Source organism: Paenarthrobacter sp. AB444 (genome assembly GCF_028736865.1).
GTDB classification, from domain to species: Bacteria; Actinomycetota; Actinomycetes; order Actinomycetales; family Micrococcaceae; genus Arthrobacter; species Arthrobacter nicotinovorans_B.
Window position 1 is genome coordinate 77,864 of record NZ_JAQZBY010000011.1, and the last position, 23,380, is coordinate 101,243.

Annotated in this window: 23 protein-coding genes; 9 read left to right on the plus strand and 14 right to left on the minus strand. The window is 62.7% G+C overall.

Going from position 1 to position 23,380, the window contains the following annotated elements; translation table 11 throughout:
* Window position 1: 1 nt before the first annotated feature.
* The gene (gene ptsP, locus PQ627_RS14355) at window positions 2-1,702 is read right to left on the minus strand and encodes a phosphoenolpyruvate--protein phosphotransferase (protein WP_274262060.1); all 1,701 of its coding nucleotides are present in this window, start codon (window positions 1,700-1,702) and stop codon (window positions 2-4) included.
* Window positions 1,703-1,831: 129 nt separating this feature from the next.
* Here ptsP and PQ627_RS14360 point away from each other — a divergent pair, with 129 nt between their 5' ends.
* The 3 genes from PQ627_RS14360 to PQ627_RS14370 all read left to right on the plus strand — a co-directional run bounded on the left by PQ627_RS14360 (window position 1,832) and on the right by PQ627_RS14370 (window position 5,788).
* On the plus strand, window positions 1,832-2,554 hold the full coding sequence (locus PQ627_RS14360) for a TetR/AcrR family transcriptional regulator (RefSeq protein ID WP_144662142.1): 723 nt from the start codon (window positions 1,832-1,834) through the stop codon (window positions 2,552-2,554).
* Window positions 2,555-2,618: 64 nt separating this feature from the next.
* Window positions 2,619-4,640 carry a PTS mannitol transporter subunit IICBA gene (locus PQ627_RS14365; protein ID WP_274262062.1) on the plus strand — a complete coding sequence of 674 codons (2,022 nt, stop codon included), beginning with the start codon at window positions 2,619-2,621 and terminating at the stop codon, window positions 4,638-4,640.
* Window positions 4,640-5,788, plus strand: coding sequence for a mannitol-1-phosphate 5-dehydrogenase (locus tag PQ627_RS14370; protein ID WP_274262064.1), 1,149 nt, complete (start codon window positions 4,640-4,642; stop codon window positions 5,786-5,788). Before PQ627_RS14365 ends, PQ627_RS14370 begins: the two co-directional genes overlap by 1 nt.
* A gap of 114 nt (window positions 5,789-5,902) precedes the next feature.
* On the opposite strand, the gene cycA is transcribed toward PQ627_RS14370, so the two are convergent.
* The 3 genes from cycA to PQ627_RS14385 all read right to left on the minus strand — a co-directional run bounded on the left by cycA (window position 5,903) and on the right by PQ627_RS14385 (window position 8,395).
* A complete protein-coding gene (cycA, locus tag PQ627_RS14375) occupies window positions 5,903-7,363 on the minus strand; it encodes a D-serine/D-alanine/glycine transporter (RefSeq protein WP_274262066.1) in 1,461 nt (486 codons plus the stop codon).
* A gap of 341 nt (window positions 7,364-7,704) precedes the next feature.
* Window positions 7,705-8,028, minus strand: a complete 324-nt coding sequence (locus tag PQ627_RS14380; RefSeq protein WP_274262068.1) for a DUF6355 family natural product biosynthesis protein — start codon at window positions 8,026-8,028, stop codon at window positions 7,705-7,707.
* Window positions 8,029-8,038: 10 nt separating this feature from the next.
* A complete protein-coding gene (locus tag PQ627_RS14385; protein WP_274262070.1) occupies window positions 8,039-8,395 on the minus strand; it encodes a DUF6355 family natural product biosynthesis protein in 357 nt (118 codons plus the stop codon).
* A 66-nt stretch (window positions 8,396-8,461) separates the two neighbouring features.
* Between PQ627_RS14385 and PQ627_RS14390 the strand changes: the two genes are divergently transcribed.
* Window positions 8,462-8,710 (plus strand): hypothetical protein, encoded by a 249-nt coding sequence (locus PQ627_RS14390; RefSeq protein ID WP_274262072.1) that lies wholly within the window; start codon window positions 8,462-8,464, stop codon window positions 8,708-8,710.
* A 71-nt stretch (window positions 8,711-8,781) separates the two neighbouring features.
* Here PQ627_RS14390 and PQ627_RS14395 read toward each other — a convergent pair whose 3' ends face one another.
* The 4 genes from PQ627_RS14395 to PQ627_RS14410 are packed head-to-tail and all read right to left on the minus strand — an operon-like array spanning window position 8,782 to window position 11,015.
* A complete protein-coding gene (locus PQ627_RS14395; RefSeq protein WP_274262074.1) occupies window positions 8,782-9,543 on the minus strand; it encodes an ABC transporter permease in 762 nt (253 codons plus the stop codon).
* Complete coding sequence (locus PQ627_RS14400) at window positions 9,540-10,322, minus strand: ABC transporter ATP-binding protein (protein ID WP_274262076.1); 783 nt, start codon at window positions 10,320-10,322, stop codon at window positions 9,540-9,542. Before PQ627_RS14400 ends, PQ627_RS14395 begins: the two co-directional genes overlap by 4 nt.
* On the minus strand, window positions 10,319-10,684 hold the full coding sequence (locus tag PQ627_RS14405; RefSeq protein ID WP_262276396.1) for a DUF1048 domain-containing protein: 366 nt from the start codon (window positions 10,682-10,684) through the stop codon (window positions 10,319-10,321). Before PQ627_RS14405 ends, PQ627_RS14400 begins: the two co-directional genes overlap by 4 nt.
* 1 nt (window position 10,685) lies before the next feature.
* Complete coding sequence (locus tag PQ627_RS14410) at window positions 10,686-11,015, minus strand: PadR family transcriptional regulator (protein WP_144662159.1); 330 nt, start codon at window positions 11,013-11,015, stop codon at window positions 10,686-10,688.
* A 103-nt stretch (window positions 11,016-11,118) separates the two neighbouring features.
* Between PQ627_RS14410 and PQ627_RS14415 the strand changes: the two genes are divergently transcribed.
* From PQ627_RS14415 to PQ627_RS14425, 3 genes are all read left to right on the plus strand, one after another.
* Window positions 11,119-11,625, plus strand: coding sequence for a GNAT family N-acetyltransferase (locus PQ627_RS14415; protein ID WP_274262079.1), 507 nt, complete (start codon window positions 11,119-11,121; stop codon window positions 11,623-11,625).
* A gap of 125 nt (window positions 11,626-11,750) precedes the next feature.
* Window positions 11,751-12,194, plus strand: coding sequence for a MarR family winged helix-turn-helix transcriptional regulator (locus tag PQ627_RS14420; protein ID WP_274262081.1), 444 nt, complete (start codon window positions 11,751-11,753; stop codon window positions 12,192-12,194).
* Between the two features lie 45 nt (window positions 12,195-12,239).
* Window positions 12,240-13,478 carry an MFS transporter gene (locus tag PQ627_RS14425; protein WP_274262083.1) on the plus strand — a complete coding sequence of 413 codons (1,239 nt, stop codon included), beginning with the start codon at window positions 12,240-12,242 and terminating at the stop codon, window positions 13,476-13,478.
* 53 nt (window positions 13,479-13,531) lie between these two features.
* Here PQ627_RS14425 and PQ627_RS14430 read toward each other — a convergent pair whose 3' ends face one another.
* The 3 genes from PQ627_RS14430 to rraA form a co-directional block, all read right to left on the minus strand.
* On the minus strand, window positions 13,532-15,004 hold the full coding sequence (locus PQ627_RS14430) for a sugar porter family MFS transporter (protein WP_274262085.1): 1,473 nt from the start codon (window positions 15,002-15,004) through the stop codon (window positions 13,532-13,534).
* 332 nt (window positions 15,005-15,336) lie between these two features.
* Window positions 15,337-16,989, minus strand: a complete 1,653-nt coding sequence (locus PQ627_RS14435) for an MDR family MFS transporter (protein WP_274262086.1) — start codon at window positions 16,987-16,989, stop codon at window positions 15,337-15,339.
* Window positions 16,990-17,118: 129 nt separating this feature from the next.
* Window positions 17,119-17,592: a ribonuclease E activity regulator RraA gene (gene rraA, locus PQ627_RS14440; RefSeq protein ID WP_274262088.1), complete on the minus strand. Its 474-nt coding sequence runs from the start codon at window positions 17,590-17,592 to the stop codon at window positions 17,119-17,121.
* A gap of 156 nt (window positions 17,593-17,748) precedes the next feature.
* Between rraA and PQ627_RS14445 the strand changes: the two genes are divergently transcribed.
* Complete coding sequence (locus PQ627_RS14445) at window positions 17,749-19,050, plus strand: MFS transporter (RefSeq protein WP_274262090.1); 1,302 nt, start codon at window positions 17,749-17,751, stop codon at window positions 19,048-19,050.
* Window positions 19,051-19,052: 2 nt separating this feature from the next.
* On the opposite strand, the gene PQ627_RS14450 is transcribed toward PQ627_RS14445, so the two are convergent.
* From PQ627_RS14450 to PQ627_RS14460, 3 genes are all read right to left on the minus strand, one after another.
* Window positions 19,053-20,066 (minus strand): FG-GAP repeat domain-containing protein, encoded by a 1,014-nt coding sequence (locus tag PQ627_RS14450; RefSeq protein WP_274262092.1) that lies wholly within the window; start codon window positions 20,064-20,066, stop codon window positions 19,053-19,055.
* 152 nt (window positions 20,067-20,218) lie between these two features.
* Window positions 20,219-21,301: an FG-GAP-like repeat-containing protein gene (locus PQ627_RS14455; protein ID WP_274262094.1), complete on the minus strand. Its 1,083-nt coding sequence runs from the start codon at window positions 21,299-21,301 to the stop codon at window positions 20,219-20,221.
* A gap of 114 nt (window positions 21,302-21,415) precedes the next feature.
* On the minus strand, window positions 21,416-22,543 hold the full coding sequence (locus tag PQ627_RS14460) for an FG-GAP repeat domain-containing protein (protein ID WP_274262096.1): 1,128 nt from the start codon (window positions 22,541-22,543) through the stop codon (window positions 21,416-21,418).
* A gap of 199 nt (window positions 22,544-22,742) precedes the next feature.
* On the opposite strand from PQ627_RS14460, the gene PQ627_RS14465 reads away from it, so the two are divergent.
* Window positions 22,743-23,351: a TetR/AcrR family transcriptional regulator gene (locus tag PQ627_RS14465; RefSeq protein WP_144662178.1), complete on the plus strand. Its 609-nt coding sequence runs from the start codon at window positions 22,743-22,745 to the stop codon at window positions 23,349-23,351.
* Window positions 23,352-23,380: the final 29 nt, after the last annotated feature.

The window sequence follows — 23,380 nt, forward strand, 5'->3', positions numbered from 1 at the left end:
GTTAGAGGCCGAGTTCTTCGAGTACGGGGAGCTTGGCCCGGACCCACTCGCGCGCTTCGGTAGCGCTGGGGGCGGACAATGCCAGGCGGGCAAGTTCCTGCGCCTGCTCCAGCGTGACGGTCTTCAGTACTGTTCCGACGGCGGCCAAGGAGCGCGCGGTCATGGACAGTGTGGTGACACCCAGGCCGGTAAGGACGACGGCGAGGGCCGGGTCCGCGGCCGCCTCGCCACAGACGCCCACGGGCTTGTTGGCGCCTTCGCGGCCGGCGCCTTCCTGTGCCGCGCCTTCAACAGTGAGCTGGACGAGCCGCAGCACCGCGGGCTGCCAGGGCGTGTTCAGTTCCGCGAGGGGGCCGAGTTGGCGGTCGGCGGCCATGGCGTACTGCGTAAGGTCGTTGGTACCCAAGGAGGCGAAACCGACTTCGCGCAGGACGGTGGCGCTGGTCAGTGCAGCGGAGGGGACCTCCACCATGACACCTGGCGTCTGGATTCCGGCGGCGGCACACAGCGAAGCGAAACGTCCGGCTTCGGCTGCGGTGGAAATCATCGGGGCCATGACCCACACATCGGCTTCGGATTCCGACGCGGCCCGGGCGATGGCCTCAAGCTGGCGCTCAAGGACGCCGGGAGTAGTGAAGTCGGTGCGGTAGCCGCGAACGCCCAGCGCAGGGTTGGGTTCAGTGGCATCCGTGAGGAAGGGGAGGGGCTTGTCGGCGCCCGCATCCAGGGTGCGAAGGACCACCTTCTTGCCAGGGAAGGCATCAAACACGGCTTTGTAGGCGGCGGCTTGTTCATCCACTGAGGGCTCGGTGTCCCGTTCAAGGAAGCAGAACTCGGTGCGGAACAGGCCAACACCCTGCGCTCCGAGACCTGCCGCAGCCACGGCGTCCTTGGCACCTCCGACGTTGGCGAGGAGCGGCACCAGGTGGCCGTCCGCCGTCGTGCCGTTTCCGTCGAACGAAGCCAATGTCGCGGAGGTTTCAGCCCACGCGGTTGCTGAGGTGCGGTGCTCCTCGGTGGGTTCAACTGCCACGAAACCGGCCGCGCCGTCCACGTAGACTTCGGTTCCGTCCGCGATGTCGTCCACGCCGTGGGCTGCGACGACGGCGGGCAGGCCGAGCGAGCGGGCGATGATGGCGGTGTGGGACTGGGGGCCGCCGCCCGAGGTGACCAGTGCAAGGACCTTGGACGGGTCCAGCGTGGCGGTATCTGCCGGTGCGAGGTCCTCGGCCACCAGGATGAAGGGCGTGTCGGAGGACGGGATGCCCGGAGCGGGGACGCCGCGGAGTTCAGCCACGATGCGTGCGCGCACGTCCAACACGTCAGTGGCACGCTCGGCCATGTAGCCGCCGAGGTTGTGCAGCATTTCGGAGACAGACGCGCCGGCTTCCCAGATGGCGCGCTCGGCAGAGGTTCCCGAGTTGATGAGTTTGCCGGCCGACTTCAGGAGCATGGTGTCCTTGGCCATCAGCGCGGTGGCCTCGAGGACTGCTTTACCGTCGCCGGAGGCGCTGTCCGCGCGGCCTTTCAGCTCGTCGTGGACAGACTGCGCCGCGGCTTTCAGGCCCGCGACGGCGTCTTCCGGGTTGACGTCCGCGGCGAGGCGTTCGCCCGACGGCGGCTCACTCACCGGCTTGGGCATCTGGCGGACGGAACCGATGATGCGGCCAGGGCTAACCCCAACTCCTTGGAAATTCTGCACTGAATCCTCTGTTCCTGCTTGTCGGTCAAGACCCGCCGGCGACGGCACCGGGAGCCTGCAAATTTAGCTTACAAAATTTCCTTGTGAGCTACTTCATATAGCAATGCTATAGGTGCTAGGGTAGCGGTTATGAGTTTCGATGACCAGCTTCCGCCGAAAATTCGGTTGCTTCGCGCAGCTGCCGAATTGCTGGCGAATTCGGAGGGGTCAGCGGTCTCGACGCGCCAGATCACCAAGCTTGCCGGGGTCACGGCGCCAACGCTCTACCACCACTTTGGTGACAAAGAAGGACTGTTTGACGCCGTCGTCTCAGCCGGTTTCGAAGAGTACGTGGCGGGGGAGCGGGATTTTGCACCGTCCGGGGAGCCCTTGGAAGACGTCCGGCGCATGTGGGACAACCACGTCCAGTTCGGGCTGACCCAACCCCACCTGTACTTGGTGATGTTCGGCAACATCAGGCCGGAAAGCCGCCCGGCAATCGTGGCCGATGCTGAAGCGCTCCTGGAAGAGATGCTGAACAAAGCCGCCATCGCCGGTCAGATCAACGTGCCGCCCCGCGAAGCAGCACGCAGCATCCTGGCGGCCAACGTAGGCGTCACGCTCATGTTGATCGCAGAACCGGTGGAAGACCGGAACCTCGAGCTCTCGACGATGACCCGGGATTCCATGATTTTCGCCGTCTCCACGGACACAGCCCGTGGCGCCGCAGCGGAGGACTCCGGTAAGTCCTCGGTAGTTGTTGCGGCAATCGCCCTGAATGCGGCACTGCAGGCCTCGCATTCAGACCAACTGTCCAGCTCTGAACTGAAGCTCTTCCTTGAGTGGCTTCACCGCATTTCCAGCAGCTCCTAGCTGCTCTCTCTCGATCTATATCGACTGACCCCGCGCCGCCGCGGGACACACGTTAGGAATTCACATGGCAACAGAGACCGTTGCGAAGCCCCGCACCAGCCTGCGCGTTGGTGTCCAAAAGTTCGGTACATTCCTCTCCGGCATGATCATGCCCAACATCGGGGCCTTCATCGCCTGGGGTCTGATCACGGCCCTCTTCATCGAAAAGGGCTACCTCCCAGTGCCCCAGCTTGGTGGCTTCGGTACCAACGCCGAAGGTGTTGCCAATGTGGGCCTTGTTGGGCCCATGATTACCTACCTCCTGCCGCTGCTCATCGCGTACACCGGCGGCAAGATGGTCTATGACGTCCGAGGTGGCGTCGTGGGTGCCATTGGAACCATGGGCGTCATTGTTGGCGCCGGCATCCCGATGTTCATCGGTGCCATGATCATGGGTCCCCTTGGCGGCTGGACCATCAAGCAGCTCGACCGACTGTGGGACGGCAAGATCCGGCCTGGCTTCGAGATGCTTGTCAACAACTTCTCCGCCGGTATCTGGGGTGCCGCGTTGGCCTTGCTGGGCTTCTACGGAATCTCCCCGCTGGTCGCCGGCTTCAGTAAGGGCGCAGGCAACGTGGTCCAGTTCCTGGTTGACAACGGACTGCTCCCGCTCACGAGCATCTTCATCGAACCCGCCAAGGTGCTCTTCCTCAACAACGCCATCAACCACGGTGTGCTGACTCCGCTGGGTGTCCAGCAGTCCCTTGAGCAGGGCAAGTCCATCCTCTTCCTGCTCGAAGCCAACCCCGGCCCGGGCCTGGGCATCCTGCTCGCGTACATGTTCTTCGGCCGTGGCGCAGCAAAGGCATCGGCTCCGGGTGCTGCGATCATCCACTTCCTCGGCGGTATCCACGAGATCTACTTCCCGTACGTACTGATGAAGCCGATCCTGATCCTCGCCGCCATCGGTGGTGGCATGACGGGCATTGCGACCCTTGCCCTGACCAACTCCGGCCTCGTTGCCCCGGCTGCTCCTGGTTCCATCATCGCCGTCATCGCGCAGACCTCGCGCGACAGCTACGTTGGGGTAATCCTGGCAGTCGTCCTGGCCACCACCGTGTCCTTCCTGATCGCTTCCCTGATCCTGCGCACCTCCAAGAACAAGGGCGAGGACGACCTCACCGAAGCCACGTCCCGCATGGAAGCCATGAAGGGCAAGAAGAGCTCCGTCTCCTCCGCCCTGACCGGCGAGGGTGCTGACCGCGCCGCGGCCCGTGGCGAGGGAACCGTCCTGACCCGTCCGGTGCAGAACATCGTGTTTGCTTGCGACGCCGGAATGGGCTCCAGCGCCATGGGTGCTTCGGTCCTGCGCAACAAGATCAAGGCCGCAGGGTTCCCGGATGTGAAGGTCACCAACTCGGCCATTGCCAACCTGAGCGACAGCTACGACGTCGTTGTGACGCACGAGGACCTCACCGAGAGGGCCCAGCCGCGTACCGCCAGCGCCGTGCACTACTCGGTGGACAACTTCATGAACAGCCCGCGCTACGACGAGATCGTTGAACTCGTGAGGGCCAGCAACAGCGAGGGCGCACCGGCAGAAACCACAGAGACCGCCGCAGCAGCCCCCGCCCATGGCGCGCACACCGCTGAGCCGGCTGCCGCCGTCGAAGGTAAAGCCGTGCTGCTGCGCGAAAGCGTGGTCCTGAACGGTACTTCCCGCGACCGCGACAGCGCGATCGACGAGGCCGGACAGCTCCTGCTCGACCGTGGTGCTGTGGACATGAGCTACGTCCACGCGATGCACGAGCGCGAAGAATCCGTATCCACGTACATGGGCAGCTTCCTGGCGATCCCGCACGGCACGAACGCCGCCAAGGAACACATCAACCACTCGGCCGTGTCCATTGTCCGTTACCCGGAGGGCATCGACTGGGGCGGCAAGCAAGTGAAGTTCGTCGTCGGCGTGGCCGGCATCAACAACGAACACCTCCACATCCTGTCCTCCATTGCCAAGATCTTCACCAACAAGGCACAGGTTGCCCAGTTGGAGCAGGCAACCACGGTGGATGAGGTCCTGGAGCTGTTCGGAAAGGTCAACGCATAGTGAAGGCAGTCCATTTTGGGGCAGGCAACATTGGACGCGGCTTCGTGGGGTTGCTGCTGCACGAAGCAGGCTATGAGGTGGTGTTCGCGGATGTCGCCGACGCCCTGATCAGCCAGCTCGCGTCCGCGGACTCGTACGACGTCCATGAGGTAGGCGAGAATCCCGCAGTCAAGACCGTTACGGGCTTCCGGGCGCTGAACTCAGCGACGCAGGAGGACGCGGTCGTGGAGGAGATCGCGACGGCGGATGTGGTCACCACGGCGGTGGGGCCGCACATCCTGAAGTTCGTTGCACCGGTGATCGCCCGCGGGCTGGCTGCCCGGCCCGCGGACCTCCCGCCCCTTCACGTGATGGCTTGCGAGAACGCCATTAACGCCACGGACCTCCTGCACACCGAGATCCGCGCCGCCTGGGACGACTCGGCCGGTGACCTGGACGCCGTCGCGGTTTTCGCGAACACCGCAGTGGACCGCATTGTCCCCAACCAGGCAGCGGGCCAAGGCCTGGATGTCACCGTGGAGACCTTCTACGAGTGGGTTATCGACCGCACGCCCTTCAAGGGCAATGCTCCGGTGATCCCGGGCGCCACGTTTGTGGACGAGCTGGGACCGTACATCGAGCGCAAGCTGTTCACTGTGAACACGGGCCACGCATCGGCAGCGTACTTTGGGTACCAGGCCGGGCTGGAGAAGATTTCCGACGCCATGGCTGATAGCGCCGTGGCCGCGAAGGTCCGCGCTGTGCTGGAGGAGACCAAGGAACTCCTGGTGGGCAAGCACGGGTTCGAGGAAGCTGCCCAGGAAGCGTACGTGCAGAAGATCCTCTCGCGCTTCACAAACCCTCACCTGCCGGACACGGTGGTGCGTGTGGGGCGGGCCCCCTTGCGGAAACTCGGCCGCAACGAGCGTTTTGTGGGTCCGGCGGCAGAACTCGCCGAGCGCGGAGTCACCCCGGTGGCATTGCTTGAGGCCATGTCCGCGGCCCTGCGTTTTGACGACGGTGCCGACGACGAAGCCGTGGAGCTCGCCAAGCTGTTGTCCGAATCGGACGCGGCGGCCGTCGTCGAACGCGTCACGGAACTGCCGCCGACGCACCCGCTGTTCCCTGCCGTGCAGAAGCTGGTGGAGGACCGCCAAGCGGAGCTCTGACCCTCTCTCACATCCCGCGTGCTTGCGAGAGACCCTCTCTCACTATTCGCTGTTAAAAGCCCGACGCCGGGCACCCAAGGTGGGTGCCCGGCGTCGGGCTTTCGCTTTTAAGGGTTAGCGCGCTGCCGCGGTTTCGGCTTCCGCCATCGCCTTCCATTCGGCCACGCGGGCCTGGTGAAGCGGTGAGCGGCGGACCACTGCGTAAGCAATGCCCAGGATCGCGAACCAGATGGGCGTCACCAGCAGGGCCGTGAGGGTGTCCGGCTGGGTGGTCAGGGCCCACACCAGGAACGCGAAGAACGCGAACACGACCCACACCATCGGGACACCGCCGGGCATCTTGAAGGTGGACGCTGCATGCTGCTCCGGGCGGCGCTTCCGGTAGACGAGGTAGCTGGCCAGGATGATCGACCAGACGAACATGAAGCAGACGGCGGACACCGTGGTCACCATGTCGAACGCGGCACCAACGTCCTTGCCTGCGTAAAGGAGGACGACGCCGGCCAGCAACAGCACGCAGGAAAGGAACAGTGCGTTCTGGGGTACTTTGCGGCTGGAGAGGCGGCCGAAGACCTTGGGTGCGTCGCCGTCGTTGGCCAGGCCAAAGACCATGCGCGACGTGGAGTAGATGCCGGAGTTGGCCGAGGACATGGCCGAGGTGAGCACAACGAGGTTGACCACCGTGGCTGCGATTCCAAGCCCCGCCAAGGAGAACATGGCGATGAAGGGGCTGTGGCCGGCTTTGAACTCAGTCCACGGGGTGACGGACATGAGGATGATCAGCGCGCCAACGTAGAAGAGCATGACGCGCAGGGGAATGGCGTTGATGGCGCGGGGAAGGTTGTGCTCGGGGTTCTTGGTTTCAGCTGCTGCCGTGCCCACGAGTTCGATGCCCACGAAGGCGAAGACGGCAATCTGGAAGCCGGCAACGAAGCCCATGAATTCCTTGGGGAAGAAGCCGCCGTGGTTCCACAAGTTGGTGAAGCTGGCCGTACCCGCGCTGGACTGGAAACCGGTGAAGATCATCACCAGGCCTACGACGATCAGCGCCACGATGGCCACGATCTTGATGAGCGCGAACCAGAATTCCGTCTCGCCGAAGGCCTTCACGGTGGGCAGGTTCAGCAGGAGCAGGATGATGATGGTGGCCAGGCCCGGGATCCACAGCTGGATGCCCGGCCAGAGCTCGTTGGCGTAACCCGCAATTGCGATGACGTCAGCCACGCCGGTGACAACCCAGCAGAACCAATAGGTCCAGCCGGTGAAGAAGCCGGCCCATGGGCCCAGAAGGTCACCCGCAAAGTCGCTGAACGATTTGTAGTTCAGGTTGGACAGCAGGAGCTGCCCCATGGCACGCATGACGAAGAAGAGCATGAAGCCGATGATCATGTACACGAAGATCACGGAGGGGCCGGCGACGGAGATGGTCTTGCCGGAGCCCATGAAGAGGCCGGTTCCGATGGCGCCGCCGATGGCCAGGAGCTGGATGTGGCGGTTGCTGAGCGAGCGTGAAAGGTGGGGCTCGCTGTCCCTGCTGGAGGCAGTGCGCTGCCCTGTTGTTGTCTGGTCAGACATGAGTGTTCAAGAACCCTTCGGAAGAACCGTCAAAAAGGTGACGGCCGTTACAGATCTGGTTCGATAAAGCTATAGCTTATGTCTGACAAATGGCGAATCGGTCTGCAATGGCTGGGGTTGCCGGTCTGCCACGTAACGAGTTCGGCACCATGTCTGCATGAGTGTCCCGCCGGCCTGGGGCCATTGGGACACTCATGCACGCCGGCCAGGGCGAACCCGCAGGCGGTGAGCAGTCTTCCGGTGATGAAATTAATCAATTTCCATTTAGAAGCAAGCCGATATATATCGCAAAAGTGCGCGGGCAATAATCGCCCTATAGAACATCGGCTGATGTTTATCGGTCAGCATCCGCCAATGTAATAAGCAAAGTTCAGGCCGCCCAAGTTCGGGTTCGCATAAAGGCGCGTCTCCCCAGGGGTTACGCACAGGTCGCGTTCGGCGTAGTAGTACTGGACTCTGATCTTGACATTGCCTGGGCCGCAGTGGTTATAGATGGCTTGTTCCCACGGCGCTGTGCTGCCGCCGATGTTCGAAGTGACAACACCCTGAAAACCGCACACTGCGGCGGATGCCGGCGCGGCGGTGACTACCAGGCCGGTGAGTACCAGTGCTGCCCCGGTCGATATTGCGGCGCAAATGCGTCTGAAACCGTTGACCTTGATCATTGGCCCCCCCTTAGCAAAGGCCGACGTAGTAGGCGCCGGTGACCCTGCCGCCCTGGTTAACGAAACCCAGCCAGCTATCGCCGGGGGGCACGCACACGTAGCGGTTGCCGTTGGGTGATTCGGTGACGATCTTTACGTTCGTAGGGCCGCAATGACCGTACACAGACACGACTTTTTGGCCGCCAAAAGGGTCCAGTGTCTGACCGAGCAGGCTCAGGCTAAGGATGGAATTGTAGGAGCGGACTTCTTGTGAGTAACCACATACGGAGGCCTTCGCCTCATCCGGCGCCACTAGCGAAACCCCGGCGCTTCCGCCGGCAACCAGAAGCGCAGCAGAGACGATTCCAGCAATCTTTCGAACTTTCATACAATATCCCCCATGTTGTTTACAAACCTGTCAATTTAGGTTTGATCAACACGATAGAATATATCCATGGCTACTTCAAATAGACCGCCGATGACTCGCCAGGGCCGCAGGCAGAAAGTACTCGCGCTGGTATTCTGTGTGTCCATGGCGGGCCTGCTGGCTTCGATCTTCCTGACCGGCGGGAACCCGCTTTTCCCCGGGATGTCCAGTCCGCTGCTGGTGCTGTTCTTCTTCCTGGCCGCGGCAGCCAGCGTCATCGGGCTGGCCGTTACCAAGGTGAAGCGAACCGCGAAGGAAACCTCAGGCAGGGGATAAGCAGCCCTGCATGGCGAAAGCTCCCTTGGGGAAAGGGAGCTTAGGCCGTTGGCACTGGTGGTGGTGTGCGGCTAAGCGATCTGCCGCTTATAGGCCGCCGTCGCAAAGGCATAAGCGACAACCAGGATCCCCAGGCACCAAGCCAGCGCAACCCAGATGTCGGTGCCGGCCGGACGCTGGGCAAACAGATCCTGGATGGTGTTCACGATCGACGTCACTGGCTGGTTTTCCGCGAACCAGCGCACCGGTCCTGGCATGGTGTCCGTCGGGACGAAAGCGGAGCTGATGAACGGCAGGAAGATCAACGGGTAGGAGAAGCCGCCCGCGCCATCCACCGACTTCGCCGAAAGCCCGGCGATGATGGCGATCCACGTCAGTGCCAGGGTGAACAGCGTCAGGATTCCTGCCACGGCCAGCCAGTCCAGCACGTTCGCGGAGGTTCGGAAGCCCATGAGAAGTGCAACCCCCACGATGATCACCAGCGACAATCCGTTGGCAACCAGTGACGTCAGCACATGCGCCCAAAGCACCGCGGAGCGTGCGATCGGCATGGACTGGAACCGCTCAAAGATGCCGCTCTGCATGTCCGTATATAGCCGTACTGCGGTGTAGGCGATGCCCGATGCAATGGCGATCAGCATGATGCCCGGGAGCAGGTAGTTGACGTAGTTATCGGTGTCGGTCCTGATGGCGCCACCGAAGACGTAGACGAACAGGAGCATCAGGGCAATCGGCGTGATCGCGGTGGTGATGATGGTGTCCACGCTCCTGAAGATGTGACGCATGGAGCGGCCCAGCAGGACCGAGGTGTCCGCGAAGAAGTGGGTATTCATGACCTGTCCTTTACTGACTCGGTGCTGCCGTTGGTTCCTACCAGTGCCAGGAAGATGTCCTCCAGGCTCGGCTGCTTTTCCACGTATTCCACCTTGGCCGGCGGCAGGAGCTGCTTCAGTTCGCCGAGGGTGCCGTTGGCGATGATGCGTCCTTCATGAAGGATGGCTATGCGGTCCGCCAACTGCTCGGCCTCGTCCAGGTACTGGGTGGTGAGCAGCACGGTGGTGCCCTTGGTGGCGAGGTTCTTGACGATCTGCCACACCTCAATGCGGGCCTCCGGGTCGAGCCCGGTAGTGGGTTCGTCCAGGAAGATCACCTTGGGGTTGCCGATCAGGCTCATGGCGATGTCAAGGCGCCGCCTCATGCCGCCGGAGTACGTCGCCACTTTGCGGTCCCCGGCGTCGCTGAGGCTGAATTGCGCAAGCAGTTCGTCCGCGATCCCGGCGGGGTTCTTCAAATGACGCAGTTTGGCCACCAGGATGAGGTTCTCCTTCCCGCTGAGGACCTCATCCACCGCGGCGAACTGCCCGGTCAGGCTGATGGACTGCCTCACCTGAAGCGATTCGGAGCCGACGTCGAAACCGTCGACGGCGGCCTGACCGCCGTCGGCTGTCAGCAGCGTCGACAGGATCTTCACCATGGTGGTTTTCCCCGCTCCGTTGGATCCGAGGAGGGCGAAAATGCTGCCTTTCGCAACGTCGAAGTCCACGCCCTTGAGTACATGGAGATCCTTGTAGGACTTTTCGATGCCCTTGACCTGGATTGCCGCAGCAGTCATGATTCCGCTTCCTTCGCTTTGTCTATCGCCTTGTTGAGGCGCTCGCGTTCCTTGTCGATCCAGCGTTTTCCGCCGTAGGCCTGGGCGAAGGTTTCGGCGAATTCGATGGGGTCATCTCCGACGATCGCGCTCACAGGCGTGCCGTCCACAGCGGCGCGTTCCCAGAGATCGGCCAGGTCCGTGAACATCTGCACCATGGTGTCGCCTTCTGTCACTCCGCCGTAGTACATGAGGTAGCGGTTGAAGGCGGTGGCTACAGTGAGGTACGGCTCGGGCAGGGCATCCAGCCGCGCTTTTGCTTGCTTGTATTGCTTCTTCTGCTCGAGTGATCCGGTGACCAGTTCGATCCATTTTGCTGCCATGTCAGTTTCCTTCCTTGCGGAGCTGTTCCAGTCGTTCGGACAGGAAGCTCCAGGTGTTCCAGAATTCGTTCAGTTCTTTTTTGCCTTGGGCGTTGAGGGTGTACACCTTGCGGGGCGGGCCCTTTTCGGATGGCCGTTTCTCGACGTCCACCAGCCCCTTTTGTTCGATCCTCACCAGCAGCGCGTACACGGTGCCTTCGGCGATCTCCGTGAAGCCCTGTTCCCGGAGCAGCGTGGTGATTTCGTATCCGTACGCTGCCTTTCCGGTCAGCAGGGCCAGCACGATGCCCTCCAAAGTGCCTTTGAGCATCTCTGTCATTTGTTTGCCCATCGGACACCTCCTTCACTACTCAGTATTGCTAGCTACCACTACATAGTAGAACTAGGTACCGGTACTTAGCAATACTGAATACCGAAGAATTTGGCATGCTGGGATGGTGACTACAGACCCTGCCACCTCGCCCACCTTGCTGACTGCCGCCGTCGACTCCGGGACCCTCACCCTTCGACGCGCCCGGAAGGGCGACCTGCCGCAGATCCTGGCCTTGCTGGCGGACGACCAGCTGGGTGCCACGCGAGAAAGTGCCGACGATTTGGCGCCATACGAGCGGGCTTTTGACGCGATCGACGCCGATCCGGCGCACCTTTTGGTGGTGGGGGAACTCGCGGGAGAGGTTGTGGCAACTTTCCAGCTCAGCTATATCCCCGGCCTGTCCCGTCGGGGGTCATGGCGCGCACAGATCGAGGCGGTTCGGGTTTCCGGTGCGCTGCGGGGGCAGGGCGTTGGGGCGCTCATGATCCAGTGGGCCATTGATCGGGCACGCCAGCATGGATGCTCGCTCGTTCAGCTCACCACCGACAAATCCAGAGCCGCTGCCCATCGCTTCTACGAGCGGCTCGGTTTTGTCGCGAGCCACGAGGGCATGAAGCTCACCCTCTAACCCGCACCCACCCAACTAAGGGACAGTAGACATCGCTATGGGACCCCATTGCGACATCTGCTGTCCCCTGGATGGGCGGGCTGCGGCTTGACTATTAGGGTCCCTAACTATTAGGCTACCTAAATATGAATGATGGCTTCAGTCCCCGACTCATTGACCTTGCGCAGGAATTCCGTGAGGCCCTGCGGTTGGGCGTCTACATGTTCCGCCGCCTGGATCCCGAAGGCGACCTCACCGCTGCGCAACTCAGCCTTCTTTCCATGATTTCCGACGCCGGTCTCCGTGTTGGTGACATCGCCAAGAATCTTGGCATCAAGGTTCCCAGCGCGACTGAGCAGATCATCAAACTCGAGCGCGCCGGCCTTGTGACCCGCCAGCCCGACCCCGACGACTCCAGGGCTGTCCAGGTGGCCATCACCCCGGCCGGGCACGCCGCCGTCGAATCTGCCGACCAGCGGCGCAATGCCATGGTGGCTGAGTTGCTGCAGGGGCTCAGCCAAGAGGAGATCGGCCAGCTGGCCGCGGCGCTTCCCGTCATCAGCAAAATCAACAGCTCGTTCCAGAACTGATACCCAGAACCAATACCCAGTCACGCACCGACAAGGAGCAATTGAATGTCACGCCAGTTGGCTGACGCTTCAGCAAGCGCCGAAACAACCGTCGAAAACACCCTCGAAGCGGAGAAGGCTTCGTTCCTCAAGCAACCCAAGGCAGTCTGGGCAACAGCCCTCGCCGCGGTCTTTGCCTTCATGGGCATCGGGCTGGTTGACCCGATCCTCCCCGCGATTGCGAAGAACCTCCAGGCGTCCACCAGCGAAGTGTCCTTGCTGTTCACCAGCTACTTCCTGGTGACGGCGATAGCGATGTTGATCAGTGGCTTCGTGTCCTCGAGGATCGGCGGAAAGAGGACGCTCCTCATTGGCCTGGCGATTATTGTCGTATTCGCGTCCCTGTCCGGTCTCTCCGGGAGCGTCGAACAGCTCGTGGGCTTCCGCGCAGGGTGGGGACTCGGAAACGCCCTGTTCGTTGCAACTGCCCTGGCCGTGATTGTCGGTGTCGCAAGCGGCGGAACGGGAACCGCGATCATCCTCTATGAGGCTGCCCTCGGCCTTGGCATTTCGCTCGGGCCGCTGCTGGGCGCCCTCCTTGGCGGGTGGCAGTGGCGTGCACCCTTCTTCGGCACGGCGGTACTGATGGCCATCGCGTTCATTGCCCTGCTGGCGTTGCTCCCCAAGACACCCGCGCCCGCGAAGAAGTCCCGTCTCCGGGATCCGCTCCTGGCTCTCGGGCACAAAGGCCTCCGCACCACGGCCGCCAGCGCGCTGTTCTATAACTATGGCTTCTTCACGATCCTGGCCTTCACGCCCTTCATCCTCGGCATGGACGCCTACGGCATCGGCGGAGTCTTCTTTGGCTGGGGTGTTGCCGTAGCTGTGTTCTCGGTTTTCGTTGCACCCGTACTGCAGAAGCGCTTTGGCGCGGTGAAGGTCCTGACGGGCACCCTGGCCGTCCTCATGCTCGACTTGATCGGTTTGGGACTGGCCGCGGGGCACTCGGTGCCTGCCGTCGTCGTGCTGGTGATCGTGGCAGGTGCCCTGCTGGGCATCAACAACACGGTGTACACGGAGCTGGCCATGGGCGTCTCAGACTCGCCGCGTCCGGTTGCTTCCGCCGGTTATAACTTTGTCCGTTGGATGGGCGGAGCGCTTGCACCCTTTGCCGCCGCGCAGCTCGGTGAGCACTTCGGGCCGCAGGTGCCGTTCTTTGCCGGCGCGGTGGCCATGGTGATCGCAATCCTCATCGCGTTCGGGGGTCGGAAGTTCCTGTCGTCCCACGAACCGCACCTGGTTTAGCAATCACAAACAAAGAAGCCCGGCGGATCACATCCGCCGGGCTTCTTTGTTTGCTATTTGCCTTCGTCCGAAGTGACAGGCAGCGGTGCCACCGGTGCGCCCTTGGGAACAAACAGGGTTTCGGCCTGCTCCAGGGACATGCCGTTCGTTTCGGGAACCTTGAACATTACGAAGAAGAACGACGCCGCCGCGAACGCCGCGTACATGGCGTACGTCAGGGGCAGCGAACCTGCCGCCATGATGGGGAAGCTGAGCGTGATGGCAAAGTTCGCGATCCACTGCGCAGCAGCCGCCAGGCCGAGCGCGCGGGCGCGGATGCGGGACGGGAAGATCTCACCCAGCAGCACCCACACCAGCGGACCCCATGAGGCACCAAAGCTGATCACGAAGACGTTGGCCGCGACCAAAGCGATCGGTCCCCACGCGCCGGGAAGGGTGATGTCCGCCCCTGATCCTTGAGCCGAGGAGAAGGCCAAGGCCATAACCCCCAGCGATACAGCCATGCCGATGGAACCGGTGAGCAGGATGGGCCGGCGGCCAATGCGGTCCACCAGCGCGATGGCCACGAGGGTCACCAGAATGTTGGTGACGGACGTGGCAACCGAGATGGTCAGCGAGTCCTTTTCCTGGAAACCGACAGCCTTCCACAGGGTGGTCGAGTAATAGAAGATGACGTTGATGCCAACAAACTGCTGCAGCACCGACAGGATGATGCCGATCCACACCACAGGCAGCAGGCCGAAGCGGTTGCCGCGCAAGGAACCCTTTTTGGTGGAGAGCTTTTCCTGCTGGATGGATTCACGGATCTCGCGGATGTGGCGGTCGATATCGTCGCCAGGGATCAGTCTGGTGAAGATGGTGCGGGCCTGGTCTTCCTTGCCGTTGAGCACCAGGAAGTGCGGCGACTCGGGCAGGCGGAAAGCGATCCAGCCGTAGACGGCGGCGGGAAGAGCGCAGGCGATGAACATCCACCGCCACGCTTCAATGCCCAGCCACAGGGTTTCACCGGCACCGCCGGCCGAGTTTGCCAGGACCGCGTCGGAGAGCAGCGCGGCAAAGATACCCGTGGTGATGGCCAGTTGCTGGAGTGATGCCAAACGGCCGCGGACATGCCTCGGGGAGATTTCCGAGATGTAGGCGGGGGCAATCACGGACGCCAGGCCAATGCCGAGGCCGCCCACCAAGCGCCAGAAGATGAGGTCCCACACGCTGAAGGCCAGGCCGGTTCCGACAGCACTTACCAGGAACAGCAGCGCACCGATCTTCATCGCGGGAATGCGCCCATAACGGTCGGCGACTTTGCCTGCCAGGTAGGCACCCACGGCACAACCGAGCAATGCCACGGCAACGGCGAATCCGGTGAGTGCCTCGCTCATGGCGAACTCGCTCGCCATGGCATCCACGGCGCCATTAACCACGGAGGAATCAAAGCCGAAAAGGAAGCCACCCACTGCGCCGGCGACAGCGAGGCCGATCACCTTCCGTGAAACGTGGGGCGCGCCTGCTTCGGTGCTGGGACTGGACATGGGTCTCCCTTGGGAAAGGTGTTGGGGGCTGCGATGCGTGACGTCGTCGGCTGTTCCGACGGGGACGCCGGTGCACTCGCGCTACACAGTGTGGCACGTCATATCCGCCAAGTTCCAGTCAAGTGATGGACGTGACATGCATTCACTTTCTTAACCCAAGAGGGGCTGGCCATGCGCTGAACGTTCCCTGGGAGTCAATTCCGCCCTTCCCGGCGGCACGACGGCGCTACTTGGATCCACTTAATGAACGCAACGCACGACGACGGCCCTTGAGGATGGTGACATCCCCAAGGGCCGCCGTCAGGGCGTATGTCGCATGGAACCGCGGTTAGCTAGTGCGCCGGAACTGAATCCTTGGCAGCAGCCTTGGGATCCGTGAGCTTCTTGTTCGGCAGAGCAAAGCTGATCAGGAAGGCCACGATCATCAGGCCTGCGGCGGTCAGCATCACCACGTCGATTGCCTGTGCGAAGCCTTCGGTGATCGGCCTGGTGAGCGTGCTGTTGGCCGCGTGCAACCAGCTGGTGTCGTTCAACGAATCGTTGTTGGCACCGTTCTTGAAGAAGTCGAACAGCTTGGCGTTCGCCGGGTCCGAAGCCACAGCGGGATCCCGCATGACTGCCTGGTAGTCCGGGCTCGATACAGCGTTTTTCATGCCGTCGGCGATCTTGTCAGCAGCCGTGCTGAACAGCATGGAGATGAATACTGCTGTTCCTACGGCGCCGCCCATGGAGCGGAAGAACGCGGCGGTGGACGTGCCGACGCCCATGTCCTTTGGAGGAACGGAAACCTGCATGGCGAGGGTCAGCGGCTGCATGCAGAAGCCGAGTCCTACGCCGAAGAACACGGCGATCAGGCCGGGAACCCATAGCCCGGTGTCGACTCCCAGGACCAAGCCCATCACTGTGGCTGCACCAGCCAGGATCGCAGTACCAAGGATCGGGAAGATCCGGTAGACGCCCGATGAGGAAATCGTGCGTCCGGCGGAGATGGACCCGAAGAGGATGCCCACGGTGAACGTGATCATCATCAGGCCGGCCTCGGTGGGCGTCAGGCCCTTCACGAGCTGCAGGTACATGGGCAGCATTGCGATGGCGCCAAACATGCCGATACCGATGATGAAGTTCAGCAGCGAGGAGAGGCCGAAGGTGGAGTTCTTGAAGAGCCGCAACGGGATCAGGGCGTAGTCACCTGCGCGCCGCTCGGCCAGGAGGAAGGCCACGATGCCGATGACGCCAAGGCCGTAGCAAATCCAGGATCCAGCCGAAGCCCAGCCCCACGTGCGTCCCTGCTCTGCCACCAGAAGCAGCGGAACAATGGCCAACGTGATGGCAGCGGCGCCCCAGTAGTCGATCTTCTGCTTGACGTGCCTGGCCGGCAGGTGCAGGTACAGGAAGACCACTACCAGCGCCGCGAGGCCAATGGGAAGGTTGATGAAGAAGACCCAACGCCAGCCGTCGAAGCCCAGGATGTTCGAAGAACCTGCGAAGGCGCCGCCAATGACCGGGCCCAGAACAGAGGAGATGCCGAAAACCGACATGAAGTAGCCCTGGTACTTGGCGCGGTCCTTCAGGGCGACGATGTCACCGATGATGGTCAGGGCCAGCGCCAGGAGGCCGCCGGCGCCCAGGCCCTGGATGCCGCGTGCGATGGCGAGTTCGGTCATTGAGTGCACGGACCCCGCGTACAGCGAGCCGGCCAGGAAGATCAGGATGGCGGTGAGGTACAAGGGCCGCCGGCCGAAGATATCGCTGAGCTTGCCGTACAAGGGCGTGCTGACCGTGGAGGTGATGAGGTACGCCGTGGTGGCCCACGCCTGAAGTGACAGGCCGTCGAGGTCGTTGGCGATGGTGTAGATGGACGTCGACACGATGGTCTGGTCCAGCGAGGACAGGAACATGCCGAGCATGAGTCCCACCATGACGGTGAGTGTCTGACGATGGGTCAGGACTTCACCAGCGGCCCGAACGGGCGTGGAATTGGACATATCTTCTCCAGAGATGGCAGAAAAGTGGGATTAAGCAGGATAGTTGCTTTCAGTAACTATCCTAACGCCCAGTTCATTCCCGGCGGGAATTATTTCTTCTGCTGGACCCTCCAAGACGCCCTGGCAGAGTCAGCGCTCGAGCAGGATGCCGTCCGGGTCGCTGTAGATCATGGCACCTGGCCGGATGCGGACACCATCGATCACAAGTTCGACGTCGAGCTCCCCGGCACCCGTCTTTGCGCTCTTCCGAGGGTTGCTTCCAAGGGCTTTGACACCCAGGGGCAACCGGGCAATCGCTTCGCGGTCCCGGATGGCGCCATTGATGATCACCCCTGCCCAGCCGTTTTCGACGGCGCTGTCAGCGATCATGTCCCCCATGAGGGCAGTGCGGAGGGAACCTTGGCCGTCAACGACCAGGACGGCGCCCTCGCCCGGAGTGCCCAGGACAGATTTCACCAACGCATTGTCTTCGAGGCACCGGATCGTCCGGGCAGGACCGCTGAAGTGGGTGTGGCCCCCGAGGTTGTGGAACTGGATGGCAAGAGACTCCAATTCCTCGCCGCGCTCGTCGTAGAGATCGGCCGTATTTATCTGCTCGCTCATGGTGCTCCTTCCAAGTGGTTTGAGGCCACACTAACGCGTCGATGCGACCCGGACCGTGCGTATTTCGAGCTATGTGGATAAACGACGCCACCGCGGTTCAGCTGTCACTGCGCCGCGTTAGGCTGAATCCACACACAAAATGAGGGGGAAACTGCCATGACCTTGTCCGACCTTCCGGGGCCGGTGCCGGATCCTGCTGTAGTCCGTGCCGGAGGTACGGCCCTTGCTGAACCTGTTGCCCGCGTCAGGCCCTTGTGGATTACCGGAGTGGTACTGGTCAACCTGGGCATCAACGCCGCGTTCTTTGGCCCCCTCCAAGTCCTCCTGGGCCAGCAGGCAGCCCACTTCGACGAAGGCCAGAAGGAAGCAATCCTGGCCTTGGTCACCGGTTGTGGCGCTGCAGTCTCCATGGTGGCGAACCCCTTGTTCGGTGCCTTCAGTGATCGGACCACGTCCCGTTTCGGCCGGCGCGTTCCTTGGGTGCTCATGGGTGCCATCCTCGGCGCCGTGGCCCTGGTTGCCCTGGCCGGTGCGCCCAACGTGGCTGTGATGACTGTTCTGTGGTGCCTGGTGCAGGCCGGGGCCAATGCCATGTATTCGGCCATCACCGCCGCCGTCCCGGACAGGGTCCCAGTATCGCAGCGCGGAACTGTTGGTGGCCTGGCCGCCATGGGCCAAACAGTGGGTATCCTCGTAGGCGCGGTGATCGCCGCCGTCGTGGCCGGGAACTTTGCCGCAGGGTACTGGGTGTGCGCAGCGGCGCTGCTCGCCGGCGTCGTGCTTTATCTCTTCAAGAGCGATGACCAGCCCCTCCCGCCGCAGGAGCGGCCGCCGTTCAGCCTGTGGCAGTTCGTCAAGGGTTTCTGGGTTTCGCCGAAGCGCTACCCGGACTTTGGATGGGCCTGGCTTACGCGGTTGCTGGTCAGCACGGGCAACCACATGATCACCCTGTATCTGCTTTTCTTCCTCAGCGACATTGTGCGCCTCAAGGAAACGCAAGGGATCGAGCCCGAGTTCGGTGTGCTGGTTTTGACAGGGCTTTACGCCGTCATGGTCATCATCACCAGTGTCCTGGGTGGGCGGGTCAGTGACCGGATGGGAAAGCGGAAGCCCTTGGTCATAGCGTCGTCGGTCATCATTGCTGCGGCGTCGTTGATTCTTGCCTTCGCTCCGACGTGGATCGGCGGGCTTGCCGGGGCGGCCGTACTTGGCATCGGCTTTGGGGCCTACCTGGCGGTGGACTTCGCGCTGATCACCCAGGTCCTGCCCACGGCTTTGGACCGCGGCCGGGACCTGGGTGTCATCAACATCGCGAACTCGTTGCCCCAGGTGATCGCCCCGGCGATCGCCTTTGTGTTCGTCCAGTACTGGGGCGGCTACGTCTCGCTGTACGTAGCCGCCGCAGTCATCGGGCTTCTGGGCGCTGTGTTCGTGGTGAAGATCAAGAGCGTCGAGTAGGCCTAGAAGACGTAGTTCATGACGTTCCAGCCGCTGCCCACTACCGGCTGCCCTTTCCACTTGAAGCCATAGATGCCGTGGCTGCTGAAGCCGGAGGGATCGGCGAGGTACATCGTCAGCAGGCCGTTCGGGCTGATGCCGTAAACGTCGTTGTAGCCATCTCCATTGAAATCACCGGCAACCCCAAAACGGGTGAGCACCTCAAAGCCCCTCCCAATGACGCCGTCGTAGCCGCTGGGATGACCGTATTCAAAGAAGAGACCGTTGCGCGGAGATGAGCGGACCTGCAGATCACCCCAGAAGGGGCGGGTAAGAACCACTGCCTCGGGCGTGCCATAGAAATGTCCCGCTCCGACAGCATCAAGTCCCTGCCACGCCGAGGAGACCTTACTTGGTGCGAGCCAACCGCCCCGCCCGTTTCCCGGGTAGAGGGTCACGTTGCCGGCTGCATCCTGGGCAAGGATGTCGTTGGTACCATCGCCGTTCAGGTCACCGGGGGCGATGAGGTTGACGAAACCCTGCCAGCCTTGGCCGATCTGGAAGGCCTGCTTCCAAGCGCCGGCGCCATTGCCCTGGTAAAGGAAAAGCCGTCCGTAACCATCGCGGCCCATGACGTCGACTGTGCCGTCGCCGTCGAAATCTCCGGGCGAAACCAGAAGGTTGTAGATATGCCAGCCATTGCCGATCACCCGCGGGGCCTGCCAATTGCCTCGTCCGTCGGTGGGGTAGAGGAGCAAGCGACCGGCGTTGTCGCGGGCGAACAGATCGAAGGTGCCGTCGCCGTCGAAGCCCTTTGACCGGGGTGTTGCTTCGATAGGCATGGCATTCGCCGTTTCGAGGCCGGCGTTCGTTGCGGCGGTGGAGCCGACTGCGGAATTCGCCGGTGCGTCAGTCGCCGCGGAAGCCGGCAACACCGAGGCCAACAAGCCTGCGGCAACCAATGGAGCGGTGAGAAGTGCAAGCAGTCGTCGAGGACTGCGGCGCGCGGGCACGCGCAGGACAGGGTTAAGACCCAAGGATTCCCCCAAGAAATAAGGCGGCGCTGAGATGGCCGATAGAGATCAATTGGGATGACACTACCGCCTGCAGGAGCGCTGGCATAGAGGGTGCCCATTTATGGCGAAGGCCCCGTATGGATGTCTCCGTACGGGGCCCTCAAAACCGAAAGCTAGAACAGGTCCGTGAACCCGCCCCAGCCCCAGCCGACCACGGCACTTCCCGCCCATCCGGCGGAACCGTTGCCGTAGTAGGCCCGCAGTTGTCCGGAGCTGTCCACGGCAAAGACGTCCAGCTTTCCGTCACTGTTGATGTCGCCTGCGCTGCCGATCTTGCTCATGCCGCCCCAGCCCTGGCCGACCACGGCCATGCCATTCCAGCCCCCCACGCCGTTGCCGCTGTAAAGCCTGAGATTGCCGGCAGAGTCGCGGCCCATGATGTCCACGTTGGTGTCGCCGTCGAAGTCGCCCGGGGTGATGATCGCATCCAGTGCGTTCCAGCCTTGGCCAATCACGGTCCGCGGCAGCCAGCCGCCGTGTCCGTCGCCGGGGTAGAGGTAGAGGACTCCGTTGGCGTCGCGGGCCATGATGTCGTTGGTGCCGTCGCTGTTGAAGTCGCCAGGGGCCAGCAGCGAGTTGAAGATGTTCCATCCCGTCCCGACCTTGCGGGGACCGTTCCAACCGCCGGCACCGTTGCCGCTGTAGAGGTAGAGGCCGCCTGCCGAATCCCTGCCCAGGACGTCATTGTTGCCGTCGCCGTCGAAGTCGCCGGGTGCCAGGACGGTGGGGAAGATATTCCATCCAACGCCGACGGTTCGGGCGGGTTCCCAGCTGTTGTTTAGCCGCGGGTACATGAGGAGGGCGCCGTCGGATCGGCGTGCAAGCAGTTCGAAGGCTCCCCGGCTCGTAAAGCCGTTGGGCCGGTTGGAGTCGGAGATGGGCGCGGTCTCCGCGCTGGCTACTTCCATGTCTTCACACGGATAAGCGGCCACGAGGTGCGCTGCGATGGTCTTTCCGCGGTCTTCCTCGCCCAGGACGTAGTTGGGCCATGTGGGGTGGTCAGTAGCTACTTCGCCGTCCCTGGTCCAATAGATCCGGGTGTCGGGGCCAGCTCCGGCGCCGCACCCTTTGTAGGCGTAGGGATCCCATGTGACGGTGAGGGTGGATCCGACAAACGGAGCACCGGTGATGACTGGCGGTTCCGGATCCATGGTGGCCATGGCGGGCGCGGGCCCCGCAAGTACGGCTGCGACCATCGCAGCCACTGTTGCGGCAACCGCTCGACGCACGCCAGACCCCAGGCGTGATGGAGCGTACATTGTGTCCTCCCCAGACTTTTATGGGGTTAGTGGTACAACGTTCGGAGTTTTCTAGAAGATTGCTGTGAACCAGCCGAAGCCTGCGCCTACGGCCTCGGAGCCCTTCCAGCCGGCCCGCCCGTCGCTGTAATACGCCAGCAGGCGGCCCTGCTGGTCAACTCCGTAGACATCGGGGAAACCATCGCCGTTGAAGTCGCCGGCAGCCCCCACGTATTTGAGCGCGTTCCAGCCGACTCCGATCATCCAGGACCGCGACCAGCCGCCGGCGCCGTTGCCCGTGTAAATGAACAGGTACCCGTTACTGTCGCGCGCCAGCAGGTCCACATTGCCGTCGCCGTTGAAATCGCCGGGCGTCACCAAGGCGTTCATCACGTTCCAACCGGTTCCGACGGCGGTTCTTGGCAACCAGCCTCCGGCGCCGTTGCCGGGATACAGATACAGGGTGCCGCCTGGTTCCCTTGCGAGGATGTCGTTGTTGCCGTCGCCGTTGAAGTCGCCGGGGCTGATGATGGCATCAAAAATGTTCCAACCGTTGCCGATGGCGCGTGCCGGCTTCCATCCGCCCGCGCCGTCACCGCTGAAGAGGTAGAGGCCCCCCGCGGAATCACGAACCATCATGTCGCTTTTACCGTCTCCGTCGAAGTCGCCGGGGGAGGAGACGGTATTGAAGATGTTGAAGCCGTAGCCCACAGTGCGGGGCGCGTCCCACGCAGCGCCGGTGCGGCCATACAGGAGCAGCGAACCGTCGTTAGCCCGGGTCAGCAGTTCGAAGCTGCGGCCGGTGAATCCTGCCGCGCGGTTCACGGCCCCGACCGGCCTGGTCTCGGCGCTGTGCAGGGATTCACCGCCGCACGCGGTTTTGCTTGCCGTGACGTGTACTGCCATCCGCGAACCGGTGTCGTCGCCTTCGAGCCTGTAGCTGGGCGCCGTTTCGCCGGCTACGAGGAAGCCGTCCCTGGTCCAATAGATTGAGTAGTCGGGTCCTTTGCCACCTCCGCAACCGTAGTAGGTGTACGGGCCGATGTCCGCGGTCAGCTGCTTGCCCACGAACGCTTGACCGTTGACTACGGGGTCGGGTCCATTGCTGGGAGCCGCCGACGCCGACAACGGGCTGAGTGCCATGGCCGCCACTGTGGCGGTCAGCAGCGCTGCTGCCATCCGGCGTCGTAATGTCCCCATACGTTCCTCCTGTGGGTCTGAACCTGCATGAAAGTGTATGCGGGCGGGGCGCGATTTCCGGGATGGGCCGCTGCCTGGCCTCCTCGGCGACTCTCAGGGAACGGTCATGTTGCTCCCGTATCATTGATGCGATCGGCCAGCCGCGGGTCTTTCACGCCGCCGGCCGCTTCCTTGTCAGCCTGCCAAGAGATCGCCGGAAATGCCCGTAACCAACTCACTGGAACCGTACTCCCTTGACCTGACCACGGGGCTCCCCCGTATGGCTGCCGCGCCCACCACCCCGCGGCAGCAGCTCCGCTATGCCCGCATCCTGAAAACGGCGGAGGGCTTTGCCCAGCGGCAGTTCGATACGTTGAGCCTTTCCGATGTTGCTGCCCGCGCCGACGTCCCGCTGGGAACCTTGTACCGCTACTTCCCTTCCACTGCGCATCTGATGCTTGCGGTCTACAGGCAGCAGCTCCGTGAGTTGCGGGACGGCGTCCATCAGCGCGGGGGCAAAGGCCACGCGTTGGCCGGTTTGATGATGGAGATCTTCCACCTTCGGGTGATGCAACCGGGTGTGGAGCACTGCCTGATCCGCCCGGCCGGCAAGGACGACGATACGGCCCAGCTCCTGCGTGAAGTCGATGCCCTGTCGCAGGAAGTCGTGGGCTCCCTGAGCAATGACACCGGCAAGGACACCGTGAAGGCCAGGATCCTGCTGCACCTGGTCAGTGGATTGGTACAGGCAGTCCGTTGCCGCAGGTTGTCGTTGTTTGAAGCCGAGAAGGACTTGAAGAGGGCCTGCTCCCTCATGACCGGCGAATAACCGCGCGGAAAATGCCGCAGTGGTCTAGA

Bases quoted from the DNA above. Each gene is read 5' to 3' on its own strand.
- PQ627_RS14360 (WP_144662142.1), top strand. From the start codon at position 1,832: ATGAGTTTCGATGACCAGCTTCCGCCGAAAATTCGGTTGCTTCGCGCA.
- PQ627_RS14365 (WP_274262062.1), top strand. From the start codon at position 2,619: ATGGCAACAGAGACCGTTGCGAAGCCCCGCACCAGCCTGCGCGTTGGT.
- cycA (WP_274262066.1), bottom strand. From the start codon at position 7,363: ATGTCTGACCAGACAACAACAGGGCAGCGCACTGCCTCCAGCAGGGAC.
- PQ627_RS14380 (WP_274262068.1), bottom strand. From the start codon at position 8,028: ATGATCAAGGTCAACGGTTTCAGACGCATTTGCGCCGCAATATCGACC.
- PQ627_RS14385 (WP_274262070.1), bottom strand. From the start codon at position 8,395: ATGAAAGTTCGAAAGATTGCTGGAATCGTCTCTGCTGCGCTTCTGGTT.
- PQ627_RS14390 (WP_274262072.1), top strand. From the start codon at position 8,462: ATGGCTACTTCAAATAGACCGCCGATGACTCGCCAGGGCCGCAGGCAG.
- PQ627_RS14395 (WP_274262074.1), bottom strand. From the start codon at position 9,543: ATGAATACCCACTTCTTCGCGGACACCTCGGTCCTGCTGGGCCGCTCC.
- PQ627_RS14400 (WP_274262076.1), bottom strand. From the start codon at position 10,322: ATGACTGCTGCGGCAATCCAGGTCAAGGGCATCGAAAAGTCCTACAAG.
- PQ627_RS14405 (WP_262276396.1), bottom strand. From the start codon at position 10,684: ATGGCAGCAAAATGGATCGAACTGGTCACCGGATCACTCGAGCAGAAG.
- PQ627_RS14410 (WP_144662159.1), bottom strand. From the start codon at position 11,015: ATGGGCAAACAAATGACAGAGATGCTCAAAGGCACTTTGGAGGGCATC.
- PQ627_RS14415 (WP_274262079.1), top strand. From the start codon at position 11,119: ATGGTGACTACAGACCCTGCCACCTCGCCCACCTTGCTGACTGCCGCC.
- PQ627_RS14420 (WP_274262081.1), top strand. From the start codon at position 11,751: ATGAATGATGGCTTCAGTCCCCGACTCATTGACCTTGCGCAGGAATTC.
- PQ627_RS14425 (WP_274262083.1), top strand. From the start codon at position 12,240: ATGTCACGCCAGTTGGCTGACGCTTCAGCAAGCGCCGAAACAACCGTC.
- PQ627_RS14430 (WP_274262085.1), bottom strand. From the start codon at position 15,004: ATGTCCAGTCCCAGCACCGAAGCAGGCGCGCCCCACGTTTCACGGAAG.
- PQ627_RS14435 (WP_274262086.1), bottom strand. From the start codon at position 16,989: ATGTCCAATTCCACGCCCGTTCGGGCCGCTGGTGAAGTCCTGACCCAT.
- rraA (WP_274262088.1), bottom strand. From the start codon at position 17,592: ATGAGCGAGCAGATAAATACGGCCGATCTCTACGACGAGCGCGGCGAG.
- PQ627_RS14445 (WP_274262090.1), top strand. From the start codon at position 17,749: ATGACCTTGTCCGACCTTCCGGGGCCGGTGCCGGATCCTGCTGTAGTC.
- PQ627_RS14455 (WP_274262094.1), bottom strand. From the start codon at position 21,301: ATGGTCGCAGCCGTACTTGCGGGGCCCGCGCCCGCCATGGCCACCATG.
- PQ627_RS14460 (WP_274262096.1), bottom strand. From the start codon at position 22,543: ATGGGGACATTACGACGCCGGATGGCAGCAGCGCTGCTGACCGCCACA.
- PQ627_RS14465 (WP_144662178.1), top strand. From the start codon at position 22,743: ATGCCCGTAACCAACTCACTGGAACCGTACTCCCTTGACCTGACCACG.